At 41.6% G+C, this 21,503-nt stretch carries 16 protein-coding genes and 1 pseudogene; 8 read left to right on the top strand and 9 right to left on the bottom strand.

The annotated features are described in order from the left end of the window. Positions 1-14 precede the first annotated feature (14 nt). Together ABC374_RS22915 and purT are read right to left on the bottom strand one after the other, a co-directional pair. Positions 15-1,382 (bottom strand): alkaline phosphatase, encoded by a 1,368-nt coding sequence (locus ABC374_RS22915; RefSeq protein ID WP_413019862.1) that lies wholly within the window; start codon positions 1,380-1,382, stop codon positions 15-17. 689 nt (positions 1,383-2,071) lie between these two features. After that, positions 2,072-3,232, bottom strand: coding sequence for a phosphoribosylglycinamide formyltransferase 2 (gene purT, locus ABC374_RS22920; RefSeq protein WP_413019863.1), 1,161 nt, complete (start codon positions 3,230-3,232; stop codon positions 2,072-2,074). Between the two features lie 275 nt (positions 3,233-3,507). On the opposite strand from purT, the gene ABC374_RS22925 reads away from it, so the two are divergent. After that, positions 3,508-3,834, top strand: coding sequence for a hypothetical protein (locus ABC374_RS22925; protein WP_413019864.1), 327 nt, complete (start codon positions 3,508-3,510; stop codon positions 3,832-3,834). 440 nt (positions 3,835-4,274) lie between these two features. On the opposite strand, the gene ABC374_RS22930 is transcribed toward ABC374_RS22925, so the two are convergent. Then, positions 4,275-5,468, bottom strand: a complete 1,194-nt coding sequence (locus ABC374_RS22930) for a M14 family metallopeptidase (RefSeq protein WP_413019865.1) — start codon at positions 5,466-5,468, stop codon at positions 4,275-4,277. Between the two features lie 514 nt (positions 5,469-5,982). Then, positions 5,983-7,437, bottom strand: a complete 1,455-nt coding sequence (katA, locus tag ABC374_RS22935; protein ID WP_101223579.1) for a catalase KatA — start codon at positions 7,435-7,437, stop codon at positions 5,983-5,985. Between the two features lie 615 nt (positions 7,438-8,052). Here katA and ABC374_RS22940 point away from each other — a divergent pair. From ABC374_RS22940 to ABC374_RS22955, 4 genes are all read left to right on the top strand, one after another. Further along, complete coding sequence (locus tag ABC374_RS22940; protein WP_350300416.1) at positions 8,053-8,943, top strand: TetR/AcrR family transcriptional regulator; 891 nt, start codon at positions 8,053-8,055, stop codon at positions 8,941-8,943. A gap of 446 nt (positions 8,944-9,389) precedes the next feature. Further along, the gene (locus tag ABC374_RS22945; protein WP_048685276.1) at positions 9,390-9,737 is read left to right on the top strand and encodes a phage holin family protein; all 348 of its coding nucleotides are present in this window, start codon (positions 9,390-9,392) and stop codon (positions 9,735-9,737) included. 200 nt (positions 9,738-9,937) lie between these two features. Continuing rightward, positions 9,938-11,092 carry an endonuclease gene (locus ABC374_RS22950; RefSeq protein WP_413019866.1) on the top strand — a complete coding sequence of 385 codons (1,155 nt, stop codon included), beginning with the start codon at positions 9,938-9,940 and terminating at the stop codon, positions 11,090-11,092. A gap of 316 nt (positions 11,093-11,408) precedes the next feature. Beyond that, on the top strand, positions 11,409-12,776 hold the full coding sequence (locus ABC374_RS22955; protein WP_350300418.1) for an amino acid permease: 1,368 nt from the start codon (positions 11,409-11,411) through the stop codon (positions 12,774-12,776). A 44-nt stretch (positions 12,777-12,820) separates the two neighbouring features. On the opposite strand, the gene ABC374_RS22960 is transcribed toward ABC374_RS22955, so the two are convergent. Next, positions 12,821-13,684, bottom strand: coding sequence for a DUF4349 domain-containing protein (locus ABC374_RS22960; RefSeq protein WP_413019867.1), 864 nt, complete (start codon positions 13,682-13,684; stop codon positions 12,821-12,823). Between the two features lie 143 nt (positions 13,685-13,827). Between ABC374_RS22960 and ABC374_RS22965 the strand changes: the two genes are divergently transcribed. Beyond that, positions 13,828-14,067: a TspO/MBR family protein gene (locus ABC374_RS22965; RefSeq protein ID WP_413019868.1), complete on the top strand. Its 240-nt coding sequence runs from the start codon at positions 13,828-13,830 to the stop codon at positions 14,065-14,067. Positions 14,068-14,080: 13 nt separating this feature from the next. Continuing rightward, positions 14,081-14,287, top strand: coding sequence for a TspO/MBR family protein (locus tag ABC374_RS22970; RefSeq protein ID WP_413019869.1), 207 nt, complete (start codon positions 14,081-14,083; stop codon positions 14,285-14,287). 131 nt (positions 14,288-14,418) lie between these two features. Here ABC374_RS22970 and ABC374_RS22975 read toward each other — a convergent pair. Continuing rightward, positions 14,419-17,996, bottom strand: a pseudogene (locus tag ABC374_RS22975) (bifunctional 2',3'-cyclic-nucleotide 2'-phosphodiesterase/3'-nucleotidase). A gap of 776 nt (positions 17,997-18,772) precedes the next feature. Here ABC374_RS22975 and ABC374_RS22985 point away from each other — a divergent pair. Then, a complete protein-coding gene (locus tag ABC374_RS22985; protein WP_413019872.1) occupies positions 18,773-19,258 on the top strand; it encodes a DUF2798 domain-containing protein in 486 nt (161 codons plus the stop codon). 283 nt (positions 19,259-19,541) lie between these two features. On the opposite strand, the gene ABC374_RS22990 is transcribed toward ABC374_RS22985, so the two are convergent. From ABC374_RS22990 to ABC374_RS23000, 3 genes are all read right to left on the bottom strand, one after another. Beyond that, positions 19,542-20,000: a DinB family protein gene (locus ABC374_RS22990; protein WP_413019873.1), complete on the bottom strand. Its 459-nt coding sequence runs from the start codon at positions 19,998-20,000 to the stop codon at positions 19,542-19,544. Between the two features lie 40 nt (positions 20,001-20,040). After that, the gene (locus tag ABC374_RS22995; RefSeq protein WP_413019874.1) at positions 20,041-20,859 is read right to left on the bottom strand and encodes a GNAT family N-acetyltransferase; all 819 of its coding nucleotides are present in this window, start codon (positions 20,857-20,859) and stop codon (positions 20,041-20,043) included. 412 nt (positions 20,860-21,271) lie between these two features. Further along, positions 21,272-21,436: a YvrJ family protein gene (locus ABC374_RS23000; protein ID WP_081088496.1), complete on the bottom strand. Its 165-nt coding sequence runs from the start codon at positions 21,434-21,436 to the stop codon at positions 21,272-21,274. Positions 21,437-21,503 lie beyond the last annotated feature (67 nt).

The raw sequence follows: 21,503 nt of genomic DNA on the forward strand, positions 1-21,503 counted from the left end.
CCTCCCTGAAGTCATTATTTCTTTAATAGCTCAAAAATGATTTTGGCTTGATCCGTGTTATCGACCTGCCCGGCAAAACGTTCTTTATATGGCCCGTATGCGTAGACTGGAACATCTTCACCCGTATGTCCCCCAGTAGTCCAGGCAGTATTGGTCCGGTTATCGAATATGGCTTCGATGGCATTATCGACATTCGTCACATTTTTTGATTTGGCAGCTTCAGTTACCGTTTTGATTTCACCGTCAGTTAGCTTCACAACATTTTGGTTAATATATTGCTTTAACGTCTTTTCGACATCAGCGCCTTTGACGATGGCATCCGCCATGAAGTCAGGAGTGCGTTTGGCTGCCTTGATTGGCTCGCCGTACCAGTTATATATTCCTTTTGCTCCGATCGAGAATCCTCCTGTAGAGTGATCCGCAGTAGCCACCACTAAAGTATGTTTGTCTTTCTTCGCAAATTCCATGGCCGCTTTGTATGCTTTTTCAAAGTCTTCCATTTCACTCATTGCACCTACGATATCATTATCATGTCCAGCCCAATCGACTTGGCTTCCCTCGACCATAAGGAAGAATCCTTCTTTATCTTTATTCAAGCGCTGGATTGCCGAACTTGTCATGTCTGCCAAAGAAGGCGTTTCACTTGGGCGGTCAATCATTTTCGGGAGTCCTTCAGAAGCGAATAAACCAAGGACCTGCTCATTTTTGTCCTTAAGCATTTGATTTTTATCAGTCACATAACTGTAACCGTCTTTTTCAAAGGCTTTCGCCAAATTGACATCAGGCCGGACAAAATTGGACTTTCCACCGCCCAATAGGACGTCAATTTTATGTTTGCCTTTGATTAATTCGTTATAATAATCGTCTGCGATTGAATTCATGTTTTTCCGATTTTCATCATGGGCGCCAAAAGATGCAGGTGTAGCATGAGTGATTTCCGAAGTGGCAACCAATCCCGTCGCTTTTCCTTTTTCCTTTGCTGCTTCCAATACGGTTTTGACTTCCGATTTATCATTATCCACTGCAATGGCAGCGTTATAAGTCTTCACTCCGGCAGACATTGCCGTTGCAGCTGAAGCTGAATCCGTTATATTTTGTGCAGAGTCTTCTGGGTAAGTCATCTGCTGGCCAACCAAGTATTTATCAAACTCTGTCCGTTCTGCCGCCTTCGTACCAGGATTATCTTTTAAATACCGGTAAGCGGAGGTATAGGAAACACCCATGCCGTCACCGATCAGGAAAATCACGTTCTTGATTTCCGGTTCTTTATTTGGGTTACCCTTTGCCGAAACACGATCCGCACCGGACCATGATAAACTTCCAAATGCCAATGCCGAAACGAGTGTAATGGGTAAAACCTTTTTACTCCATGTGCGATTCAAATGAATGACCTCCCGTTAATCTTTTCTATTTAATTTAACTATAGGTGAAGAAAATGAACTCAATGTCAAGGCTATGTAAAAAAGCGACAGGATAATTGTTAAGACAAAGTAAAGACAGCATGTGGAATTGGTTATTCAGGGAAATCATCAGTAGCTGGGGTATATTACAGGCCTTTCAACGTCTTCAAATCGGGTGATTGTCAGGAGTTTAAAGTGCTATTAATGGAGTAAAGAAATAAAGCATCCGAATAAGGATGCTTCAGAGTCAGACTGCAGACAAATTCGATACCTACAGTTTTTTCTTTGAGGAACGTTACATTTTTTTCGGAAATCCGCTTTTTTTCGCCGACACTGTCAAGCCTCCTGTCGCAAGCATCTAGCTGAGTCTCGGCTAGCCAGTTATTCGGCAGGAAAATCATGAAGTATAAACTATTCTTAAACCGTTCGGGATGAGGCCAGCCTACGTTTTACTTTAAAAACCATTCCAGTTGATTGGAATGGAAGGTACGAGACTCCTGCGGGAAAAACGTGTCCAAGGGAGACCCCACAGGCGCAAATGGCGCCGAGGAGGCTTCCGGACCGCACGCGGAAAGCGAGTACCTGGAGTGAAGATCATGTTCCATTTGATTTAAGAAATCCGCTCCCTTTGTCGAAAAACTGAAGCGCTCCATTCAAGAGCGCGTTTTTCACTATTCTTTCTCTACAACTAAACATTCCAAAGCACGGGCCGCATTCACTCTCGCCACCTCGATTGAATCGGCAGATGACAGGGCGACTGCCACCCTTCTGCCTGCCTTTGTAACAGGTTTTCCGAAAAGACGCACTTGTGTATTAGGTAAAGCCAAAGCCTTTTCAACACCAACTATAGAATATTCCGATAACTCTTCTTGAGCTTTTAATGGACGGCTGGCACCTGGGCTGATCAGCTTGATTTCCGGGATGGGGAATCCTAGAATCGCCCGAATATGAAGGGCAAACTCGGACAAATTCTGAGTCACTAATGTCACTAGCCCCGTATCATGCGGACGTGGGGAAACTTCACTGAAATAGACTTTATCCCCTGAGAGGAAAAGCTCAACCCCGAATAATCCGTACCCACCAAGTTCATCCGTAATGGCATGGGCAATTTTTTTCGCTTCCATTATTTGCGCTTCTGTCATATTATGCGGCTGCCAGGATTCAATATAATCCCCGCCCTGCTGAATATGGCCGATGGGAGCACAAAACATGGTACCATTTACAGCCCGGACAGTAAGCAGCGTGATTTCCGAATCAAAACGGATAAATTCTTCAATGATCACCCGTCCATTTTGAACCCGGCCGCCTTCCATCGCGATTTTCCAGCAATCCTCCAGGTCACCTTCCGTGCGGCACACACTTTGTCCTTTACCTGAAGAACTCATCAGCGGTTTGACGACATTAGGAAAGCCAACTTCCTTGGCTGCTTGAACAAATTCTTCATATGTATCGGCGAATTTGTAGGCTGCGGTCGGAATCTCCAGAGTTTCAGAAACCAATCTCCTGATTCCTTCACGATCCATAGTCAATTTAGCCGCTCTTGCCGTCGGAATGACATGAAAGCCTTCCTCTTCCAACTTGACTAATTCGGATGTAGCGATGGCCTCGATTTCCGGCACAATCAAATCGGGTTGTTCTTTTTCTACAACTCCCCTTAGTTGTTCCGCATCCAGCATATCGATCACATAACTGCGATGAGCGACTTGCATGGCAGGGGCATGTTCATAGCGGTCTACAGCAATGGTCTCGACACCAAGCCGCTGTGCTTCAAGTATGACCTCTTTCCCCAATTCACCTGAGCCCAATAATAAAATCTTTTTTGATTTATACATTCAGTCTCTCCTCCTTAATTCCTCAAAATCATTATATACGAACTATAAACGAATAAACATAAATATTTATTCGTATTTTCAATCAATTCACTCAGAAAATATAAAATAAACATACATATTTTAAGCATTATAAATACCAACTTGACAAATTGGATTAATATGTTTTATGCTACTTTTATATAAGGAAAATATATAAGCTGACTAGTTCACTGGAGGCTCTCTATTCAACAGGATAGGGGGTTTTTTCGTTTTTATCAATGAGGGAGGATTACACTATGCAAAAGGAATCGCTACGGATTATTTCCCCTATCATGAATGAGAAGCAAAATGGGGGCTTAGAAAATATGGAGTACCTTAATCTGCCGGACAGAATATTTTTCCATTGGTGCCAGCAGCAATATCGACTGAATAGAGAGATTTACAACACGATCGATCATTGGTTCTATGAGTATGGCATTGTCCATATCCTTTACCGCCGGATCAACCTTTTAGCCTTTTTGGAATTCGCGTCTACCCCTGAACAAGATACCGGAAAAACAAAGTTCATTAAATTCGGCAATGGTGGTCTAAAGCAAAAGTTGCAGGAATTCATTGCAGATTAACCTGAATCTTATAAGACCCTTATCAGTAATATGCCCATTCTCCTCCTACTGGTAAGGGACACTTATGCGAATGTCGAAATTTGCAATACGATTACTTTTGAAAATGTAAGCGCTTTCTAATATAATGAAATTAGGTTGGATGGCATGCGTGGCCGTCAAAGTATCTGGCGTAGGTGGGGCCAATACTAGCGCTAAGGAAGTTAATCTTCTTTACCGCAAAACTATTAGAATTCCTTTTGGCAGGGGCTGCAATATTACTGGGACATGGAGAATGTCCGTTAATTTTAGGCTAAAAAGCGAGTTAATCATGCAATCGATAAGTAAAGCATAACTTTACTTATTTTTTGCAGCAGCCCTCATCGTTTCAAGTCTAATAGTTTATAAGACTAAAAAGCTCTACCCCATGGAAACGGAGTTGAGCTTTTTCATTTGTTCAAATTTCACATATATAACCCTGCCAAGAAAATCCCAAGCGACTTCTGATAAATCTCATCGAACTGTGATATTGGGAGGGGATTCGTTCCTTTGCCCAGCTCCACGGTAAATCCCGGCCTGCGCCAATCCTGAATGTACCAATCCTTATACCCTGCGTAACTATTGGCGGATTTGACAGGCTCATATCCACTGACCCTCGCAAACTCATTGACTATCGTTTCCGACTCGGGTGGTTCCAAATCTTCAAATCCCCAAAAAATGACCTCTCCTTGGGTGTGGAACGCAAGGACTTTGCCAAAATCACGTTTTTTTGTCAACTCTGACATTGCAATAGCCTCTGGCTGTGTAAGCGGCCCTTCCCCTGGATAATTCGCCGGACCTGGCTCCGTTACATTATTGCGGGCTTGTTCCAGTTCCCATTTGGCGGGAAATTGATCATTCAGATCCACCCCATTAATATTGGCTTTCCAGCCAGAGAAGTCTTCGCTGCCATTATTCCATTCGATGAGCCGTCCTCTCAATGACTCATCTGCAGGCGGTCCTTTCAGAACCAACTCCACTCCGTCCGGATTCACCAATGGGACGATCGACAGCATCGTCTGTTGATAAAAGGGAAACATAGCTAGACCGCGGATGTCAGCCTGATTCGTGACTGCGAGTAAATAATCATTTAAAAAGGTCATGATCACAGGCGTCGTTATCCACTCATTCGCATGAAAGGAACCATTATAGTGAACTCGTTTGTTGCCATTTCCAATCAGAACTTCGGGGATATCCCTTTCAAGCACCGAGTCCCCGATGGGGGAGGTTTTTATAAATGGATAGATTGTTTTCAAACGTCTAACATCGGTCATCATCGTCTCATAATCATATTCCCGATTTCCTTGAATTAGCCTCCACGTAATCCTCAATGGCACAGAAATTGTCTGACCGACTTGCAAGGCATTCGGGTTGAGATTGGGATTAACTAAAAATAGGGCATCCAATGAAAGATTACGTGACCTGGCAATTGCCCATAACGAATCACCTTGCTTGATGCTATAGCCGGTAGTCGTAAAGCCAGGAATTTTGATTTGTTGGCCAATCATAAGTGCAAGTGGGTCAATCCCACTATTGGAATCAATGATAAGTTGGTAATTCACCTTGAATAATTGGCTATAATACCACAAGGAATCATTCTGCCGCACAAAAACGTCCATACTGCACCTCCTCTTAACCAAATGTATGCTGACTCAATTTAATTATTGCCAACGCACCCTGACCTTTCTGGACTTTATGATTATAGAAAAGTCACTCCTCAAAACGAACCAAATTGGGGGCATCATCCAGAATGCTTAGGTATCGCTCAGTGCTTCCATACGTACCTTCTGGGTCTAATTCCCGATAACTTTTGAATTTCGCCATCCGCCCCTTCTTCTTGATCCAGTCCAGATGCTCCAAGGGAATGTCGGATAACTTGTTAGGCAATTAAATTGGACTGCCTACTTTATCCCGATTCTTTTTACTAGTCATTAATTCCACCCTTTACCGATAATCCAAGTAACTGGCCCAACTAATCTGACAGCATGACTTCCTTACAAACCATTTATAACTATATATTCTTACCGAACTTGTCGGGTGTCATTTATATAATGGAGCCCTGCATAAATCAAAACAGGCATCCATTCATGAATGGATGCCTGTTTGCATTTACTAGATTGGTAGTCCCATATTTTACGCTTCTTGCGGTACAGGTAAACCTAAACCTTCGGCTATGCGCGTTCCGTATTCCGGATCAGCTTTGTAAAAATGGCCGATTTGACGAAGCTTGATTTCTTCCAATTCCACAGGTTTCATTGCGCCCACGATCGTGTCAACAAGGCGAGTTTTCTCTTCGGCACTTAATAGACGGTATAAGTCACCTGCTTGGGTGTAGTGATCATCACTATTATGACCGACTTGTGCAGCTTGCCCAGTCACCTCGAAAGGAGTGACTTTATTTTCCGTTGATTCGGCAGGGCCTCCAAAACTATTTGGCTCATAATAAACAGATCCCTTGCCATTGTCATCTGCACGCATGAAACCATCACGCTGATAGTTATTCGCTTCCACTTTCGGACGGTTAACCGGAAGCTGGTTGTGATTCGAGCCCACACGGTAACGGTGTGCATCTCCATATGCGAATAGGCGTCCTTGAAGCATCTTGTCTGGGGAAGCTTCAATTCCCGGTACGAATGTTCCCGGTGAGAACGTGGCTTGCTCCACTTCAGCAAAGTAGTTTTCAGGATTTCTGTTCAATACCATACGACCAAGCTCGATCAGCGGATAATCTTTTTGAGACCATACCTTCGTCACATCGAATGGATCGAAACGGTATGTATCCGCATCTTCCAGAGGCATGATCTGAACATACAATTTCCATGCAGGGAAGTCCCCTTTTTCAATGGCATTGAAAAGATCCTCCGTATGGTAATCAGGGTTTTCACCTGCTAGTTTTGCAGCTAGATCCACATCAAGGTTTTTGATGCCCTGTTCTGTTTTGAAGTGGTATTTCACCCAAACGCCTTTTCCTTCAGCATTCACCCATTTAAATGTGTGGCTTCCGAAACCATGTGTATGACGGAGTGTAGCAGGAATGCCCCGGTCGGACATCAGGATCGTCACTTGGTGCAGAGATTCCGGTGAATGTGACCAGAAATCCCAAACTGCCGTAGGGTTTTTCAAATGTGTTCTAGGATCCCTTTTTTGTGTATGGATGAAGTCGGGGAATTTAATCGCATCGCGAATAAAGAATACAGGCGTATTATTACCGACGATATCGTAGTTTCCTTCTTCCGTGTAGAATTTAACAGCAAATCCACGCGGGTCACGGACTGTATCAGCAGAACCCAATTCACCTGCAACTGTGGAGAAACGGATAAAAAGATCTGTCTTCTTGCCCACACCATTGAAAAGTTTAGCTTTCGTGTACTGAGAAAGGTCGTTCGTTACTTCGAAAGTTCCGAATGCACCGGCACCCTTCGCATGAACTACACGTTCAGGCACACGTTCACGGTTGAAGTGGGCTAGTTTTTCCAATAAGTGTACATCTTGAATGAGCACCGGGCCGCGTTCGCCGGCAGTGATCGAGTTTTGATTATCTCCAACTGGTGCTCCCCAGCTTGTAGTAAGGTTTTTCTTATTTGTCATTATTGAACCACCTTTTCATTATTATTTATGTATATAATGATAAAGCTTCTCAGAAAAAAATCAATACTTATTTATAATAATTTTAATATAATAATCAATTCATTGTTTTTTTATTACTATTATGACTTTACCAACTCCTAACATATGGAAAAACATAATGGTATAAACCGTTGAATGAACAGCATATTGCCATAATCACATTCCTAATAATGGTATACGCCCCTCATAACCAATATTCCTTCATGACAAGTGATTTTATCATTTCTCCTACCAATGGGTTAGTAATCGAGAATGATGCCGAATATTCATAGATACTTTGCGCTACTTCACCCATCTCCTTCTATTTATCTTATAACAAACCGAAGTGTTCTCCTGTGACTTTGTTCACTTCATCTGCCTTTATTTACATGGTGAATAGAAGGATGCATAGAAACTGAATTTTTCATTGCTTTTGTGAACCCTATCTTCAGCAGAACACTTCATGAATTGACTGAATCAAGAGGCCTTCACCCTTAATTTGCTAGAGCAATTGTAAACATACTGGTTTGTGTTCGTTTAGAAAATAAGATACTATTACGTTAAAATGACCGTCCAATAAGAGTAAGGGTGATATATATGAATGAGCGCAAACAATTGGTAGTTAAATATGCACACCAATTATTTATTGAAAAGGGATATCAAGCAACTTCCATTCAGGATATTTTAGATTATAGCGGCATTTCAAAAGGAACATTTTATAACTATTTTTCTTCTAAAAGCGAATTGCTTAAGGCAGTCTTCCTAACTTCGCAAGAAAAATTCGAAAAAGAGCGGAATGAATTGCTGATTGGGCAAAACCTTGCAGATATTGAGATATTCATCAAACAATCAGAATTACAAATGCACTCCAACAAAAACAATAAAATCTTTTTCTTATATGAAGAAGTAATGATTTCAAATGATACCGAACTTAAGAACTTCATCACACATGCTAAATTCCAGCATATCCATTGGCTATCAAAACGGTTTCTGGACATTTTCGGTGCTGATAAAAAACCCTATATTTTGGACTGTGCCATTCTTTACTCGGGAATGATGCATCAAACGATTCATTTTAATGCTTTGGCTAAAGAGCCCGATTTCAACCCTACTGAAATTATCCGTTATTGCGTCGATAGGATTAAATCGATTTTCGAAGATGTCAGCCAGTCAAATGCACAGCTTTTGGAACCCGACCTCATCAAGCAATGGCTGCCAGAGTGCTTCCATTCACAGCAGGATTTTCATACTGCACTCCTGCACTCTGCAAACGACCTAAAAAAGATGATCCTAAGGCTATGCCAAGATGATGAAGCAGAACGAGTTAAAAACCTAAAATTGATTCACTTTATCCAAGAGGAATTATTACAAAACGTTGAACCGCGAACCTTTCTCATTGAAAGTGCCCTGCTTTCCTTAAACACCAATCCAAAATTGAAAAACACATTGGAATTAACTGAATTCGAAAAAATCATTGCCCATAACTAATGAGAACCTAATGAATCCCATTTTCTAGACAAATGGGTTTTTTTCGGCGGAAAGGGAGCGGATTTCTGAAATCGGCTGGACCTTTTTAAATGAAAAGACTGTAGCCGAACCGTATTTTTAAAACAAGACTTGCTTACCTTCCTGTTTTACTTTTATATTGGATGAAACCTATATTGGATTGAAGAAATTTGCGACACTCCTGCCGAATAACTGGCTAGCCGAGACCCCACAGGCGCTTGCGCCGAGGAGGCTTGGCAGACAGTCGGCGGAAAGGGAGCGGATTTCTGAAATCGACTGGACCTTTTAAGTAAAAAGCGTCTATTCCATTCTGGGGGAATGGATATCGTATCCTCTTTTTTTGTGACAATTCTGCAAACATATAACTGAAATTCATGAAATTTTAGTATAATGACTTGTAGTAAAGGTGACTTCAGGAGGAGTTTTTCATGAACATAATAATGCGTTTTCTTATCAACGGGCTGGTATTGCTCGTTATTGATTGGCTTCTCGACTCCATCACGATTAAATCTTACGGAACAGCCTTGCTGGCGGTTTTTATATTATCAATCATGAACTTGCTGGTTAGGCCCATTCTCCAGCTTATCACATTGCCGATCACCATCCTGACGTTCGGGTTGTTTTCTTTCATTATCAATGCCTTCACATTCCAAATCACTTCCTATGTTGTCAGTGGCTTTGTAATAGATTCTTTTTGGGGGGCTTTAATCGGATCATTGTTATTGAGTTTCATTCAAAGTCTTCTTATAAAACAGAGTAAAAAAAACCGTCAGTAGCATGCTGACGGTTTTTCGTGTCATTTCCATGACAGCCTTCGATATTTCCCGGGCTATTTCCCTAAATTCCGCTAAGCTTCACTAGCTGTATTCTCTCATTTTTGACAAGGCAGAAGGAGAAAGCGACTCAAATCCATAACTTTACATATACATGCCGATTTCTCTCGAAATGGGTATGAATCGATTTATGGAGGAATGACATGTTCACAAAACATGAACCAAGATTCGCCCTGACCATTTTACTCGTGCTTGCTTTCTTTATTCCCACTTTTTTCACCCCATCATTAGCCGCGGCTGGAGATGGCAGCTTGTCATCTCCTTACTCCGTTTCCCAAGCCATTGCGAATCAAGACAGCACGGTTAAAACGGTCAGTGGCTATGTGACGGGACAGCCCACTTCAGCCAATACCGTCGTCACGAGCGGCTATCCGAATGATTATGCCATAGCATTGGCAGACAGCTCATCGGAAACAAACAATGCCAAAATGGTATATGTTCAGATTCCAGCCTCCTTCCGCTCTGAATTTGGCTTAAAAACAAATCCTTCTTTAAAAGGAAAAAAAATCACCGTAACTGGCACACTGAGTGCCTATTTCACCCATCCAGGCTTAAAAGATGTATCTGCCATGTTTTCAGGGAATGATTCACCAGAACCGGAGACACCAGGGGTTGGCTCATACTATGATTCGGCCAGCGGAAAATCAGGGTTGGCGCTAAAGAATGCCCTCCATCAAATCATCGATGACCATTCGGAAATATCGTATTCAAATGTATGGGACGCTTTACGGAAAACCGATGAGGACCCGAACAACACCAATAATGTCATTCTTCTTTATACAGGGCGTTCCCAAGGAAAAACGATGAACGGATCCGGTGTTAATGATTGGAATCGCGAGCATGTATGGGCAAAATCACATGGTGATTTTGGTACCACTTTAGGTCCCGGCACTGATCTGCACCATCTTCGGCCGACTGATGTCTCTGTCAACAGTACAAGAAACAACCTGGACTTTGATAATGGAGGTTTTGAACATACCGAAGCGATAGGAAATTACTATGATTCTGATTCATGGGAACCTCGCGATAGTGTCAAAGGTGATGTCGCCCGGATGCTGTTTTACATGGCAGTTCGGTACGAGGGTGTTGCAGGGGAAGTCGATTTAGAGCTAAATAATCAAGTGAACAATGGTACCGCCCCTTATCATGGTAAATTGGCTGTCTTACTGGAGTGGAATGAACAGGATCCTGTAGATGCCTTCGAGCGTAACCGGAATGAGATCATTTATAATGAATATCAGCATAATCGCAACCCTTTCATTGATCATCCTGAATGGGCCGCCGCCATCTGGCAATGATAAAACGAACAAGCTGTTCCTTATTTTTGGGACAGCTTTTCCACTGTTAAATATCTAAATTTTTAGAAAAATCACATAATTTTATTTTGTTTGTATAGCATTATAATTAGTTTCGAAAAATAATTATACGATGAAATGAGATAGGATCACTTTCATGGTAAGCGTTTTCATTTTTCTCTTTACATTCTTCCTATTAAAATATATTATTTAGTTGTAATATTATGTGAAAAATCAATAAATAATATGTATTCTCCTCTACTAGTGATAAAATGCTAGATAGAGAAAATTAAACTCCAACATAGAAAAGGGGAAAATTATGCAAAACTCCAAAGAATCTCAACTACATAGAGGTTTGGAAGAAAGACATATCGCATTAATGTCTCTTGGCGCAGCCATTGGAGTCGGTTTATTTCTCGGCTCGGCATCTGCGATTAAATTAGCCGGTCCAGCCATCATCATATCTTATGCCATTGGCGGACTTATGATCTATCTTATCATGCGTGCACTAGGTGAAATGGCGATAAAAAATCCAGTCGCAGGCTCTTTCAGCCGCTATGCAAGCGAATTTGTCGGTCCTCTTGCCGGATATATAACCGGATGGAATTACTGGTTCGTTTGGATTGCCACCTGTATGGCTGAAATTACGGCAGTCGGAATTTATATGCAATTTTGGTTCCCTGATACTCCGCAATGGGCTTGGGCGTTAGCCGCACTTGCCATCATGACAACGATTAACTTTCTTGCTGTAAAAGCTTACGGTGAATTGGAGTTTTGGTTCGCCCTTATTAAAATCGTAACGATCATCCTTATGATCGTCCTCGGCTTCGGAATGATCATCTTTGGACTGGGGAACGGCGGAATCGCGGTCGGATTCGGCAACCTTGTTGAAAATGGAGGATTTTTCCCGAATGGGATTTCTGGTGTCATCCTCTCGTTCCAAATGGTCATGTTTGCCTATTTGGGAATTGAAATGCTTGGTGTAACCGCAGGTGAAGTTAAAAACCCTGAAAAATCTTTAAAAAGAGCCATCGATACCGTTTTTTATCGGATTTTACTTTTTTACGTGTTAGCTCTGACAGTCATTTTATCAATCACTCCATGGGATGAAATGAATGGAGAAAACAGCCCATTCGTTATGATGTTTGATAAAATCGGTATTCCAGGCGCAGCAGGAATCATTCAGTTTGTCGTACTGACAGCAGCCCTTTCATCTTGTAACAGCGGGATTTTCAGTACAGGAAGAATGTTATTCAACCTAGCGCAGCAAGGTGAATCACCAAAAAGTTTCGAACGTACAACAAAGTCAGGCGTTCCTGGCGTTGCCATTATCGTTTCGGCTATCGTGCTTCTTTTCGGTGTTTACCTTAACTACATGGAAGCGGATAAAGTTTTCACTTACGTCACAAGTGTCGCCACATTCGGTGCACTCTGGACATGGGGAACCATACTTGTCACGCAGATCATGTCTAGACGAAAAATGAGTCAGGGAGAAAAACAAGGCTTGTCTTACAAGATGCCTCTTTTCCCATTCACTTCTTATTTCACTTTAGCCTTTTTAGTATTCGTAATGGTAGTACTCGGTTTTTCAGCAGATACGAGAATCGCTCTAATCGTTGGTCCGATTTGGATCTTACTGTTGGTAGCCCTGTATTATGTGACCGGCTTGCATAAACGGAAAAGATAAATGTCAGAGGGTGCCAATCTAATTGGCACCCTCTCTTTCTGCCTTCACCTTTTACCCCTTCTTTTGATCACCCAATGGATCATCGCACCAGCTCCGCCTAAAATAATGAGGATAGGCAAGTTTCCTATTATAAAAACAATGATTCCTGAACCCGCTTTAAGTAATAGATTCGCACTTGTTGCAAGTTGTTTCTTCGTTCTTTCCCATGTATTCAATTCCTTATTATCAATGCCCGGCACAACTATCCGGTCCTGTGATAACGTGATGGTAACCGTCGAATAAGAGGTCTGGTTCTCAAGATACTTCATTTGCCCGGTCAGCTGCTCTATTTCTTCTTGCACCACGGCAAGATCGGATGATATTTTCAGCAAATCTTCCGTCTTCTCAGCATCCTTCATGAATGCAAGCAACCTTTCCTCTACTGCTCTCTTTGACTTCAATCTTGCTTTTAAATCTACATATTGTTCCGTTACATCCTGCCCTGTCACATTCCTTCCGACCACTTCTGAAGCCTCGCCCTCGCTATCGGCTAGAAAATCCTGAAAATGGGCTTCAGGGACCCGAACAGTGATCGTTCCTTCCACCAGTTCTTCATCTTCCCTGAATACATTGGACTCGACAACATATCCGCCATATTCAGCCACCTTATTCTCAATCTTCATTTGTGCCTTTTCGAGGTTCTTCACCTTCAACTCAAGCTGGGCTTGATGGATGACCTTTCTTTCATCCGTCACCCCTTCCTTTTCCGCCGCTTCTTCCTGCACCATATTCCCGGAAATTGAAGCGTCCATTTTACTTTCCGCCTTTTCATCCTGTGATTTCGATGCTGAATCATCTTTTTCATTACTGCTGCATGCAGCAAGTAAAAGGAACAAACTGAACATAAACATCATTGTTTTACGGTTCATCGGTATTCCCCCTTTTCTTAATAGTACCGACGTAAAGTTTGGAAGAAAGTTACACTTCTTGATTAAAGGGCTTGTTTTATTTTCAGATAAGAAGGTAAAAGTATAAGAACATCCAAATAATGAAGAAAGAAGAGGATCCCATTATGAACTACGGAAAATTAGCTAAAAGTGTATTGGTACCTGTGGTCGGAGGCTCACTTGTGGGGATATTCGCCACAAGGAATTCAAAAGAAATTTATGACAAACTCAAGAAACCTGCTTTTGCTCCTCCTTCCTGGACTTTCCCCGTTGCCTGGACCAGCCTTTATACGATCATGGGAATAGCGAAATATCGCATAGCATCCAAAGAAAAAGAATCGAAGTCCTCAGAACTCCTCTTATGATACTCAACTAGGGTTGAATTTCTTATGGTCTTTTTTATTCTTCAAATGGGGCTTGCGCGGAACAGCCTTTATAGAAATGGCTGCACTGCTGACCTTGATTACATTAACGGCATTCGAGTTTTATAAAATAGACCGTACATCCGGTTTAGCGATGGTTCCCTATATTGCATGGGTCACCTTTGCATGGGGATTGAACTTTTCCATCTTCAGGAATAATTAATCACAAAAAAGGAAGCGCCCCTTCTTTTAAGGAGCGCTCTATTTTAGTGTTTCACGAGTAAATGTTGAAAACTCACGAGTAAATGTGCAATTTTCACGAGTAAATCCGCTAAACTCACGAGTAAACCTCAATTAATTATTGATATTCGTAATTCTTCCTTCAATTTCTGCCATGATCTTCCCGCCTTTAAACGTTTCTTTTACATAGTTAACGAATGCTTCCAGGTCAGCATGTCCAAACACACGCTCTTTTCCTTTCAGGACGGTATAGTTATCACCGCCGCTTGCCATGAAATCATTGACAGCCACCGTGTATGTTTCGGTATCCTTGATAGGTGTTCCGTCCGCTTTCTTCAATAAGGTGACACGTTCCGTGACGGGTTTACTGAAGTCGGCTGTATAGCTCAGTCCAGAAATTTGCAAAGTTTTCGGAGATCCTTCAACGATCCATTGCTGTTGAAGCAGCGTTTTCACTTCCGCTCCAGTCAGTTCCAGCTTAACCAATACGTTTCCGAACGGCTGGATTTTTGCTAAATCGGAAAAAGTGACTTCCCCCTTTGGAATATCTGCACGAATTCCGCCTGGATTCATGAAGGCAAAATCGGAATTCAAATCTGCCTTCATGGAATCGGCAATTAAATTCCCAAGGCCCGTTTCCTGCGTATAGGCATTGGTTCTTAAAATTTTCTCATCCGTTGTCCCAAGCGGGGCTTTCAACTCGGGGAACATGTCCAGGTAGTCGTTAATGAATTTCGTCGTCCCGGCATCCGGTGTGATGCCATCTTGTGTAACCGTGACAATCTCAGCTGACTTTTTGACAATATCCTTTGTGTTTGGATCGATTTCCAAATCCACATCTTCAAAAGCCGTTCCATAAGAGTAAGCTTGTACAATCAACTTATTATCCACATAGTTGTTGACCTTTGCATGATTATCTCCTGCTAAGATCACATCTACTTCATCATCCACGCTATTGGCAAGATCAGCCACTTCGCCTGTGATGACCCCTTCCTTTTCAGTGCCTGGATCATGTGAGATGATCACAATCGATTTGACGCCTTTTTCCTTCAACTCGTTAACCGCCTTATTTACGGCAGGTGCCTGTTCTATGAACTCCACATTCTTAATGCCATCCGGACTTACTTTTTGAGGTGTGGCATTCGTGACTACACCTATGAACCCAATATCAACCCCGCCGACCTTTTTTATGACGTAAGGGTCCAAAATCGGTTTTTTCGTGTCTTTATATACGACATTGGCAACTACATATGGAAAGTTCAATTTATCGAATACAACATCGGACGTTGGCGACTTTCCGCCATTGATTTGAGCCATCAAGGTTTCTACCCCTTTGTCGAACTCATGGTTCCCGACAGTTCCGACATCGAATTTCATATTATTCAAAAACTGAAGAGTCGGTTTGTCCTGGATCAAAGAAGAAACGGGGGCACTTGCCCCAACAGCATCCCCTGCCGAAAGTAAAAGTGTATTTTCAGGGTTTTCAGCTTTACGCTGCTTCAAGTGCGCAGCTAAATAATCGGCACGCCCTTGTTTGATACCGCCAAAATCGGAAGTGGTATCAAGCTGGCCGTGAAGATCATTGATCCCGAGCAGTTGCACCTTAACGTTTTCTTTCCCCAAATTATATCTGTAAATGCCAAAGCCTTTATCATCCTTTTTGCCTGTATAGGAAATCGGGCTGTCTTCATTTAAATATTCCGCACCTTTTGGTGATGAGGTGAAAGTAACGTCCACCTTGCCTGAAATCGGGGCAATCGACCAGTTATTATCAGCGGTTGGATTGATCTCACCCTCTTGTGTGATGTAATCCATCAAGATCTGGCGATTTTCATCCGCAGAGTCAACTACATATTCGCTGCCCTTGACTCCCGGGAAGTTCCCCCCGCCCGAAGCACGGTAATTATTCGTCACGACGATGAAATCTTGATTCGGGTCCACTGGTTCACCATTATATTTCAAATCTGCAATCCTGCTTGAATCCGACACTTTTATCCCTTTTTCATCATAGCGGGGAGCCTTGGTGACATCGATTTGATACGTAACGCCGTCAATCACATCAAAATTATAGACGGCAAACTTTCCATTAAGCAGCTCCTGTTCCTCAGACTTGGCAGGATCGATTGTATTATATTTCCCGGCAGACATTTCTAGCCACTCTTTAACAACTGACCCTTTGATCTTGATTGCCTTCAAGGTATTATCGTATAAATATAAATCACCGGCGCTGCGAATGGTCAGTCCGCCTTCCTTGATTTCGGTGAATTCCTCGACTCCATTGCGACCCGCTTTGAAAGGGGCTCCTACAGAGAGAATCGGCAAGTCCTTGTATTCAGGCCGGTTGCTTTGGATGTATTTTTCTACATACCATTTCTGTGCGCTCGTCACGACCTGTACGGAAGGATCGTCTTGCACAAGGGCGAAATAACTATGAATTGGAGCTGTAGTCGTTCCAATTGGCGTGTTGACATACTTGATCGTTCCTTCGTGATCCTTCTTCACGGCTTTGACGACAGATGCATCTTCAGCTGCTTTTTTTCCTGTTATTTTATCGTTGATTGCCCGTGTTGATGATTCGGAATTGACGACTTTCCAATTCCCCTTGATATTCTGGATATCAAGATCGATGATGCCGAGATTACTGCCGCCATATCCTGCTTGAACGGCTGCTACACCATTGATGGTACCCTTTTTATTATCCACGCCTTTAAGGACTTTTCCTTGGCTATCTTTGAATAGGCTGTCTAAAGATGCCTCATCTTGTGCTGGAAAGACCTTATGCGTGTGGGAGAACGTGATGGCATCGATGCCGGATACCTTGCTTAATGAATAGATGACATCCTCGGTATTCTTGGTATCGCCATTAAATCCGGAATGCGTGAGCGCAACGATGACATCCGCGCCCTTTTTCTTCATTTCAGGGACATATTTTTTTGCAGTCGTGATGATTTCTTTTGTAATGACCTTACCTTCAAGGTTCGCTTTATCCCAATCCATGATTTGCGGAGGGGTAAATCCAATGTAGCCTATTTTTACTGATTTTTCTTTTCCATTGATGTCCTTTACTTTCTTTGTGACGATTTTATAAGGTGTATATTTATTTTTATCATTCTTTGAATTATTGTCTTTATCTTTTTTATAAACATTGGCATTGACATAAGGGAAATTCGCATCGTTGATGGCCTCGTCCAAATAAGCTAAACCATAATTGAATTCATGATTGCCGAATGTGGCCACATCATAGTCAAGCAAGTTCATCGCTTTATATACGGGATGGACTTCACCTTTTTTCAGTGGGGCTATTTTTGCTTTGTACGTACCTAGCGGTGTCCCTTGAATAAGGTCGCCGTTATCCACTAAAACGCTATTTTTCACTTCTTTTCGTGCCTGTTTGATTAAAGAAGCCGTTCGGGAAAAGCCGACAGAGTCCGATAGGCATCCTTATAATAATCATAGCTCACCAGATTAGTGTGTATATCTGTCGTTTCCATGATCCTTAGTTCAAAAGGTGCATCCGATACGGAAGCTGCCAGGCTGTTGCCGAAGTTACTCGTATTGCCGTTATACTTGGAGACAACTGATACTTTGATCCAATAACCCGATTTGTACGAGTTGAAGTACGCAGAGAACTTTTGGGCCGATTTAATATCCGCCTCAATGGCTGACTGTGAAATAACCTTCGTCCCATTCATTAATTGGAAGACAACGGTTTCATTTCCTTTGTTCCCTTTTTTCGGTGTGACCGTTACAGTCGCTTTGGTGCCTTTTGAGTAATTAACAGTAGGAGTTGAAATGGTAAATGTTTCAGTCTTGACCGGTTTCTTATTAGACTCTTTGGCGGATGTCTCCCCCGGTACGGTAAATGGGGCTGTAATCAAACTGACAGCAAGAATCGGAGCGAGCATCTTATTAACATGCATTTTGAACGACATACTTCACAACCCTTCTATTTTTGTAAAATGCTAGAATAATATATCATGATTTTGTCGAATAAACTCCAAAATTTACCGTAATATTACTAATTTTGAATAAATGGTACTTTTTATCTATTTTCATCCACTGAACATGGACCGTTTTTCCTTCAAATATATATAAAAGGCTGGCCTATGCACATGAGCCAGCCTGCTTACACCGCATGGATTTCAAGATCGTTCCTTCTTTCTTCGACACTCTCTACTTCAGTGAAACCGTTTGATAATAATAAGACCAAGGCAATCACCCCAGCGTACTCCCAATCGATAATGAAATGCTTACTGAAGAATCTAATAAATCATCAAAACCATTGAAACAAATTAAATTCGTTAATTTTTCTCATTCGTTTTTTTGCAAAGTCTCTATTAACAAGATTTCATCAAAACAAAAGTGTAATTTAACCTAACTCACAATAAAAGTCATAAAAATGTCACTTATGTAAAAATTTCTTGGCATATATAATTACATTTATGCTTAAAAGAAAGGATGTTTTTATTTGCCTAGTAATAAAAAGGAAGGCATAATCTTTGGACTTTTTATGTGTTTTGGTATGGTCCTTATTATGTCAGTTTACAACACAGCTTTACACGGCATTTCATCGTTTACAGTAGGGAGTGCAGTGATTCAATTTGCGGTGACATTTATCGTCGCTTTTATTGCAGAGTCGATAGTTGAACCGAAGGCACGTAAACTTGCATTATCACTACCTTATGATAAGTCGAAAGAAATCAACTTTATTATTGCAATTGCCTTTTGTATGGTCCCTGGAATGGTCCTTATTATGTCAGTATATGGGCTTATTTTAACTAATTTAATGATAGGGATTGAGGGTTCAATTTTCATAGCTTACCTTAAAACGGTTGGTCTAAACTTTATCGTGGCGCTACCATCACAGTTACTAATTGTTGGACCAATCTCACGCTGGTTATTAACTAAATACATTAAACCAGCGACACAAAAGCCAAAATTAAAAAATGTTTGAGTGCGTAAATATTAATATATATGACAAATAAATAAAAAGGATTAAGCTAATACGCTAATCCTTTTTATTTAATATGTTATAACCTACTGCGTTAAGACGAAAAATCCCTTATATTATGAATAAAACTGTCCAAGGCGTTTTCCTGTGAAGCGACCATTATACCCAATATGGTTTCCCTGCTTGTCCTCCCTCCATAATCCCCTTTTTTAAAAAAATCTGCCGAATTCCTTGCAAAATAAAAACTGGCAAAGCAAGTTGCATTACCAGTTTTAAAAGTTAAAGCCTATAAATCCCGATCTATTAAACTGGCGGATACCGGTTCGATGCCCATCTCCCTCGACCAGATGGACAGCTGGCCTATATGGTGGATTTCGTGCGCTATGAGATGGCGCAGTATCCTGCCTTTTTCGTATGTTCCCTCCATCCAAGATGGCTGAATCATTTCATTCTCTTCTTCAATTGCATGCGAGTTCAAATAGTCAATGACCTCAGAATGATAACATATGGATAAATCCTCCACTTTTTCGATCGTATCATAAGCTTCCAAATCGATCGCGACATCAGGCTTCCCTTGTATGGCCCTGATCCAGCTGCATTCGACATCGATAATATGGGCGAGTGTCTTCAATATATTCCCCATCCCTCCTATGCGCTGCCGTTTCAGCTCCTCACATGGCAGGGAACGGCACCACTTGAACCACTCACTTCGCACCTGCCAGTTATACTTGAATAAGATCAACATCCATCCCAGCCCCCTAACACTATTTGTCGTCAAATACCCTTCAGCCTTTGTATTGATAATACTCCTGTCTTTGAATCGTTTTGAAGCCACAAGATTCATAGAGTCTTAAAGCATGCTCATTAGTCGCCTCGACCTCGAGATAAATGTCATATCCCAGCTGGCATTGTTCGGCTACGATCTTTTTCAATGCCTTTCTGCCAAGTCCTTTTCCCTGGTATTTTGGCAAAATGGAAAATCCATAAATCCACGCTTCCCGGCCTGAGTGATCAACACGGATCTTACCGATTGCAAGGCCACCCTTTTCAATCATCATGGTTTTCAGAGTATCCTCATATAGGATGCGCTGATAATAATCCTTCGCCTCTTGTTCCGTAAATTGGAAACATTGAATATCCAGCTGAATTTCCGTTTCCTCATCATCTCTCCGTGAAGGGCGAACGACTGCATCATCATAATCATCAAGCACCGTTTCGGACCATTTCATTTGAAACTCAGAAAAAGCAAACTCACATGGGAGCTGTTTCAAAAATCCTGTCCCTGAATCGGATTGAGCAGGTGAGTTCAAGAGAATCAACTTATAGTTGCGCTCCACGGCACTTCTTATCGCCTCTTCCAGCAGCTTTGTAAAAATGCCTTGCCTCCGGTAATCAGGATGCACCATCCCGCACATCTCCACTTTGTTTCCAAAATCGTATAGACCAAGAAAACCAACAAGCTTTAATCCATCATAGTGAAAAAAGTCATTCTTATGCACACCATTTCGACTGCGAAGCGTTTCCCAGTTCAGCTTTAAAGTAAAACCTTCCCGTTCACATTCATGCTGCAGGATCTGAATATCTTCTAGCTGTTGACTCTTCAATTCATTCCACCCCTTTTCCATATTATCAGTTTATTACCAAACAATAAGAAAAGCAGCACCCTTTTACTCGGATGCCGCATACTTCTATAAGTTTATTGATGAATGTTGTTTTTTTAAAAGTATTTTCACTTTAATCCATAAAACTAAAATCGTACGAGGGGAGGATTTCCTATCTAATTCCATTGACGGATGAATTATAGTAGTAAAATGATTCCAAATGACGATTATTTTTTACCTATTTTGTGCTATATTCCAAATAATGGTTTATCATTTTTATTATTTGAGTTTAAGGGAGGGGTTTAGCAAAGTCTTGATTTTCAGATAGTACCCATTTCTTTATACCCGAATTCCGGACCCTTTTTGAATAGAATCCGAAATTCGGTGTTTATCACCTGGCACATAAGTCCTGAGGTTATCGTTTTTTCGTTTTATGAGCGGACTTTTTTAAGTTCTCTACGTCCGTTGTCAGTTCTTTTAATTGTTTACCGAAGCGGAAGAGCAAAAACATAGAAACGACGAATGGATAGCCAAATTCGCTAACTAATGAAACCCACATAGTAGCATCCTCAATCATCATCCTCTTCACCCCTTTTCTTGTATCTGATATCTAAAGTGAAACTTGTTTTAAAAAAACAATCTAGCAC

It is taken from the genome of Peribacillus phoenicis (assembly GCF_047238085.1).
GTDB lineage: Bacteria > Bacillota > Bacilli > Bacillales > DSM-1321 > Peribacillus.

What these genes read in the sequence shown, in the direction of transcription:
- ABC374_RS22955 (WP_350300418.1), top strand. Translation starts at nt 11,409, where the DNA reads ATGCAAAACTCCAAAGAATCTCAACTACATAGAGGTTTGGAAGAAAGA.
- katA (WP_101223579.1), bottom strand. Translation starts at nt 7,437, where the DNA reads ATGACAAATAAGAAAAACCTTACTACAAGCTGGGGAGCACCAGTTGGA.
- ABC374_RS22960 (WP_413019867.1), bottom strand. Translation starts at nt 13,684, where the DNA reads ATGAACCGTAAAACAATGATGTTTATGTTCAGTTTGTTCCTTTTACTT.
- ABC374_RS22990 (WP_413019873.1), bottom strand. Translation starts at nt 20,000, where the DNA reads ATGTTGATCTTATTCAAGTATAACTGGCAGGTGCGAAGTGAGTGGTTC.
- ABC374_RS22925 (WP_413019864.1), top strand. Translation starts at nt 3,508, where the DNA reads ATGCAAAAGGAATCGCTACGGATTATTTCCCCTATCATGAATGAGAAG.
- ABC374_RS23000 (WP_081088496.1), bottom strand. Translation starts at nt 21,436, where the DNA reads ATGATGATTGAGGATGCTACTATGTGGGTTTCATTAGTTAGCGAATTT.
- ABC374_RS22940 (WP_350300416.1), top strand. Translation starts at nt 8,053, where the DNA reads ATGAATGAGCGCAAACAATTGGTAGTTAAATATGCACACCAATTATTT.
- purT (WP_413019863.1), bottom strand. Translation starts at nt 3,232, where the DNA reads ATGTATAAATCAAAAAAGATTTTATTATTGGGCTCAGGTGAATTGGGG.
- ABC374_RS22965 (WP_413019868.1), top strand. Translation starts at nt 13,828, where the DNA reads ATGAACTACGGAAAATTAGCTAAAAGTGTATTGGTACCTGTGGTCGGA.
- ABC374_RS22945 (WP_048685276.1), top strand. Translation starts at nt 9,390, where the DNA reads ATGAACATAATAATGCGTTTTCTTATCAACGGGCTGGTATTGCTCGTT.
- ABC374_RS22930 (WP_413019865.1), bottom strand. Translation starts at nt 5,468, where the DNA reads ATGGACGTTTTTGTGCGGCAGAATGATTCCTTGTGGTATTATAGCCAA.
- ABC374_RS22950 (WP_413019866.1), top strand. Translation starts at nt 9,938, where the DNA reads ATGTTCACAAAACATGAACCAAGATTCGCCCTGACCATTTTACTCGTG.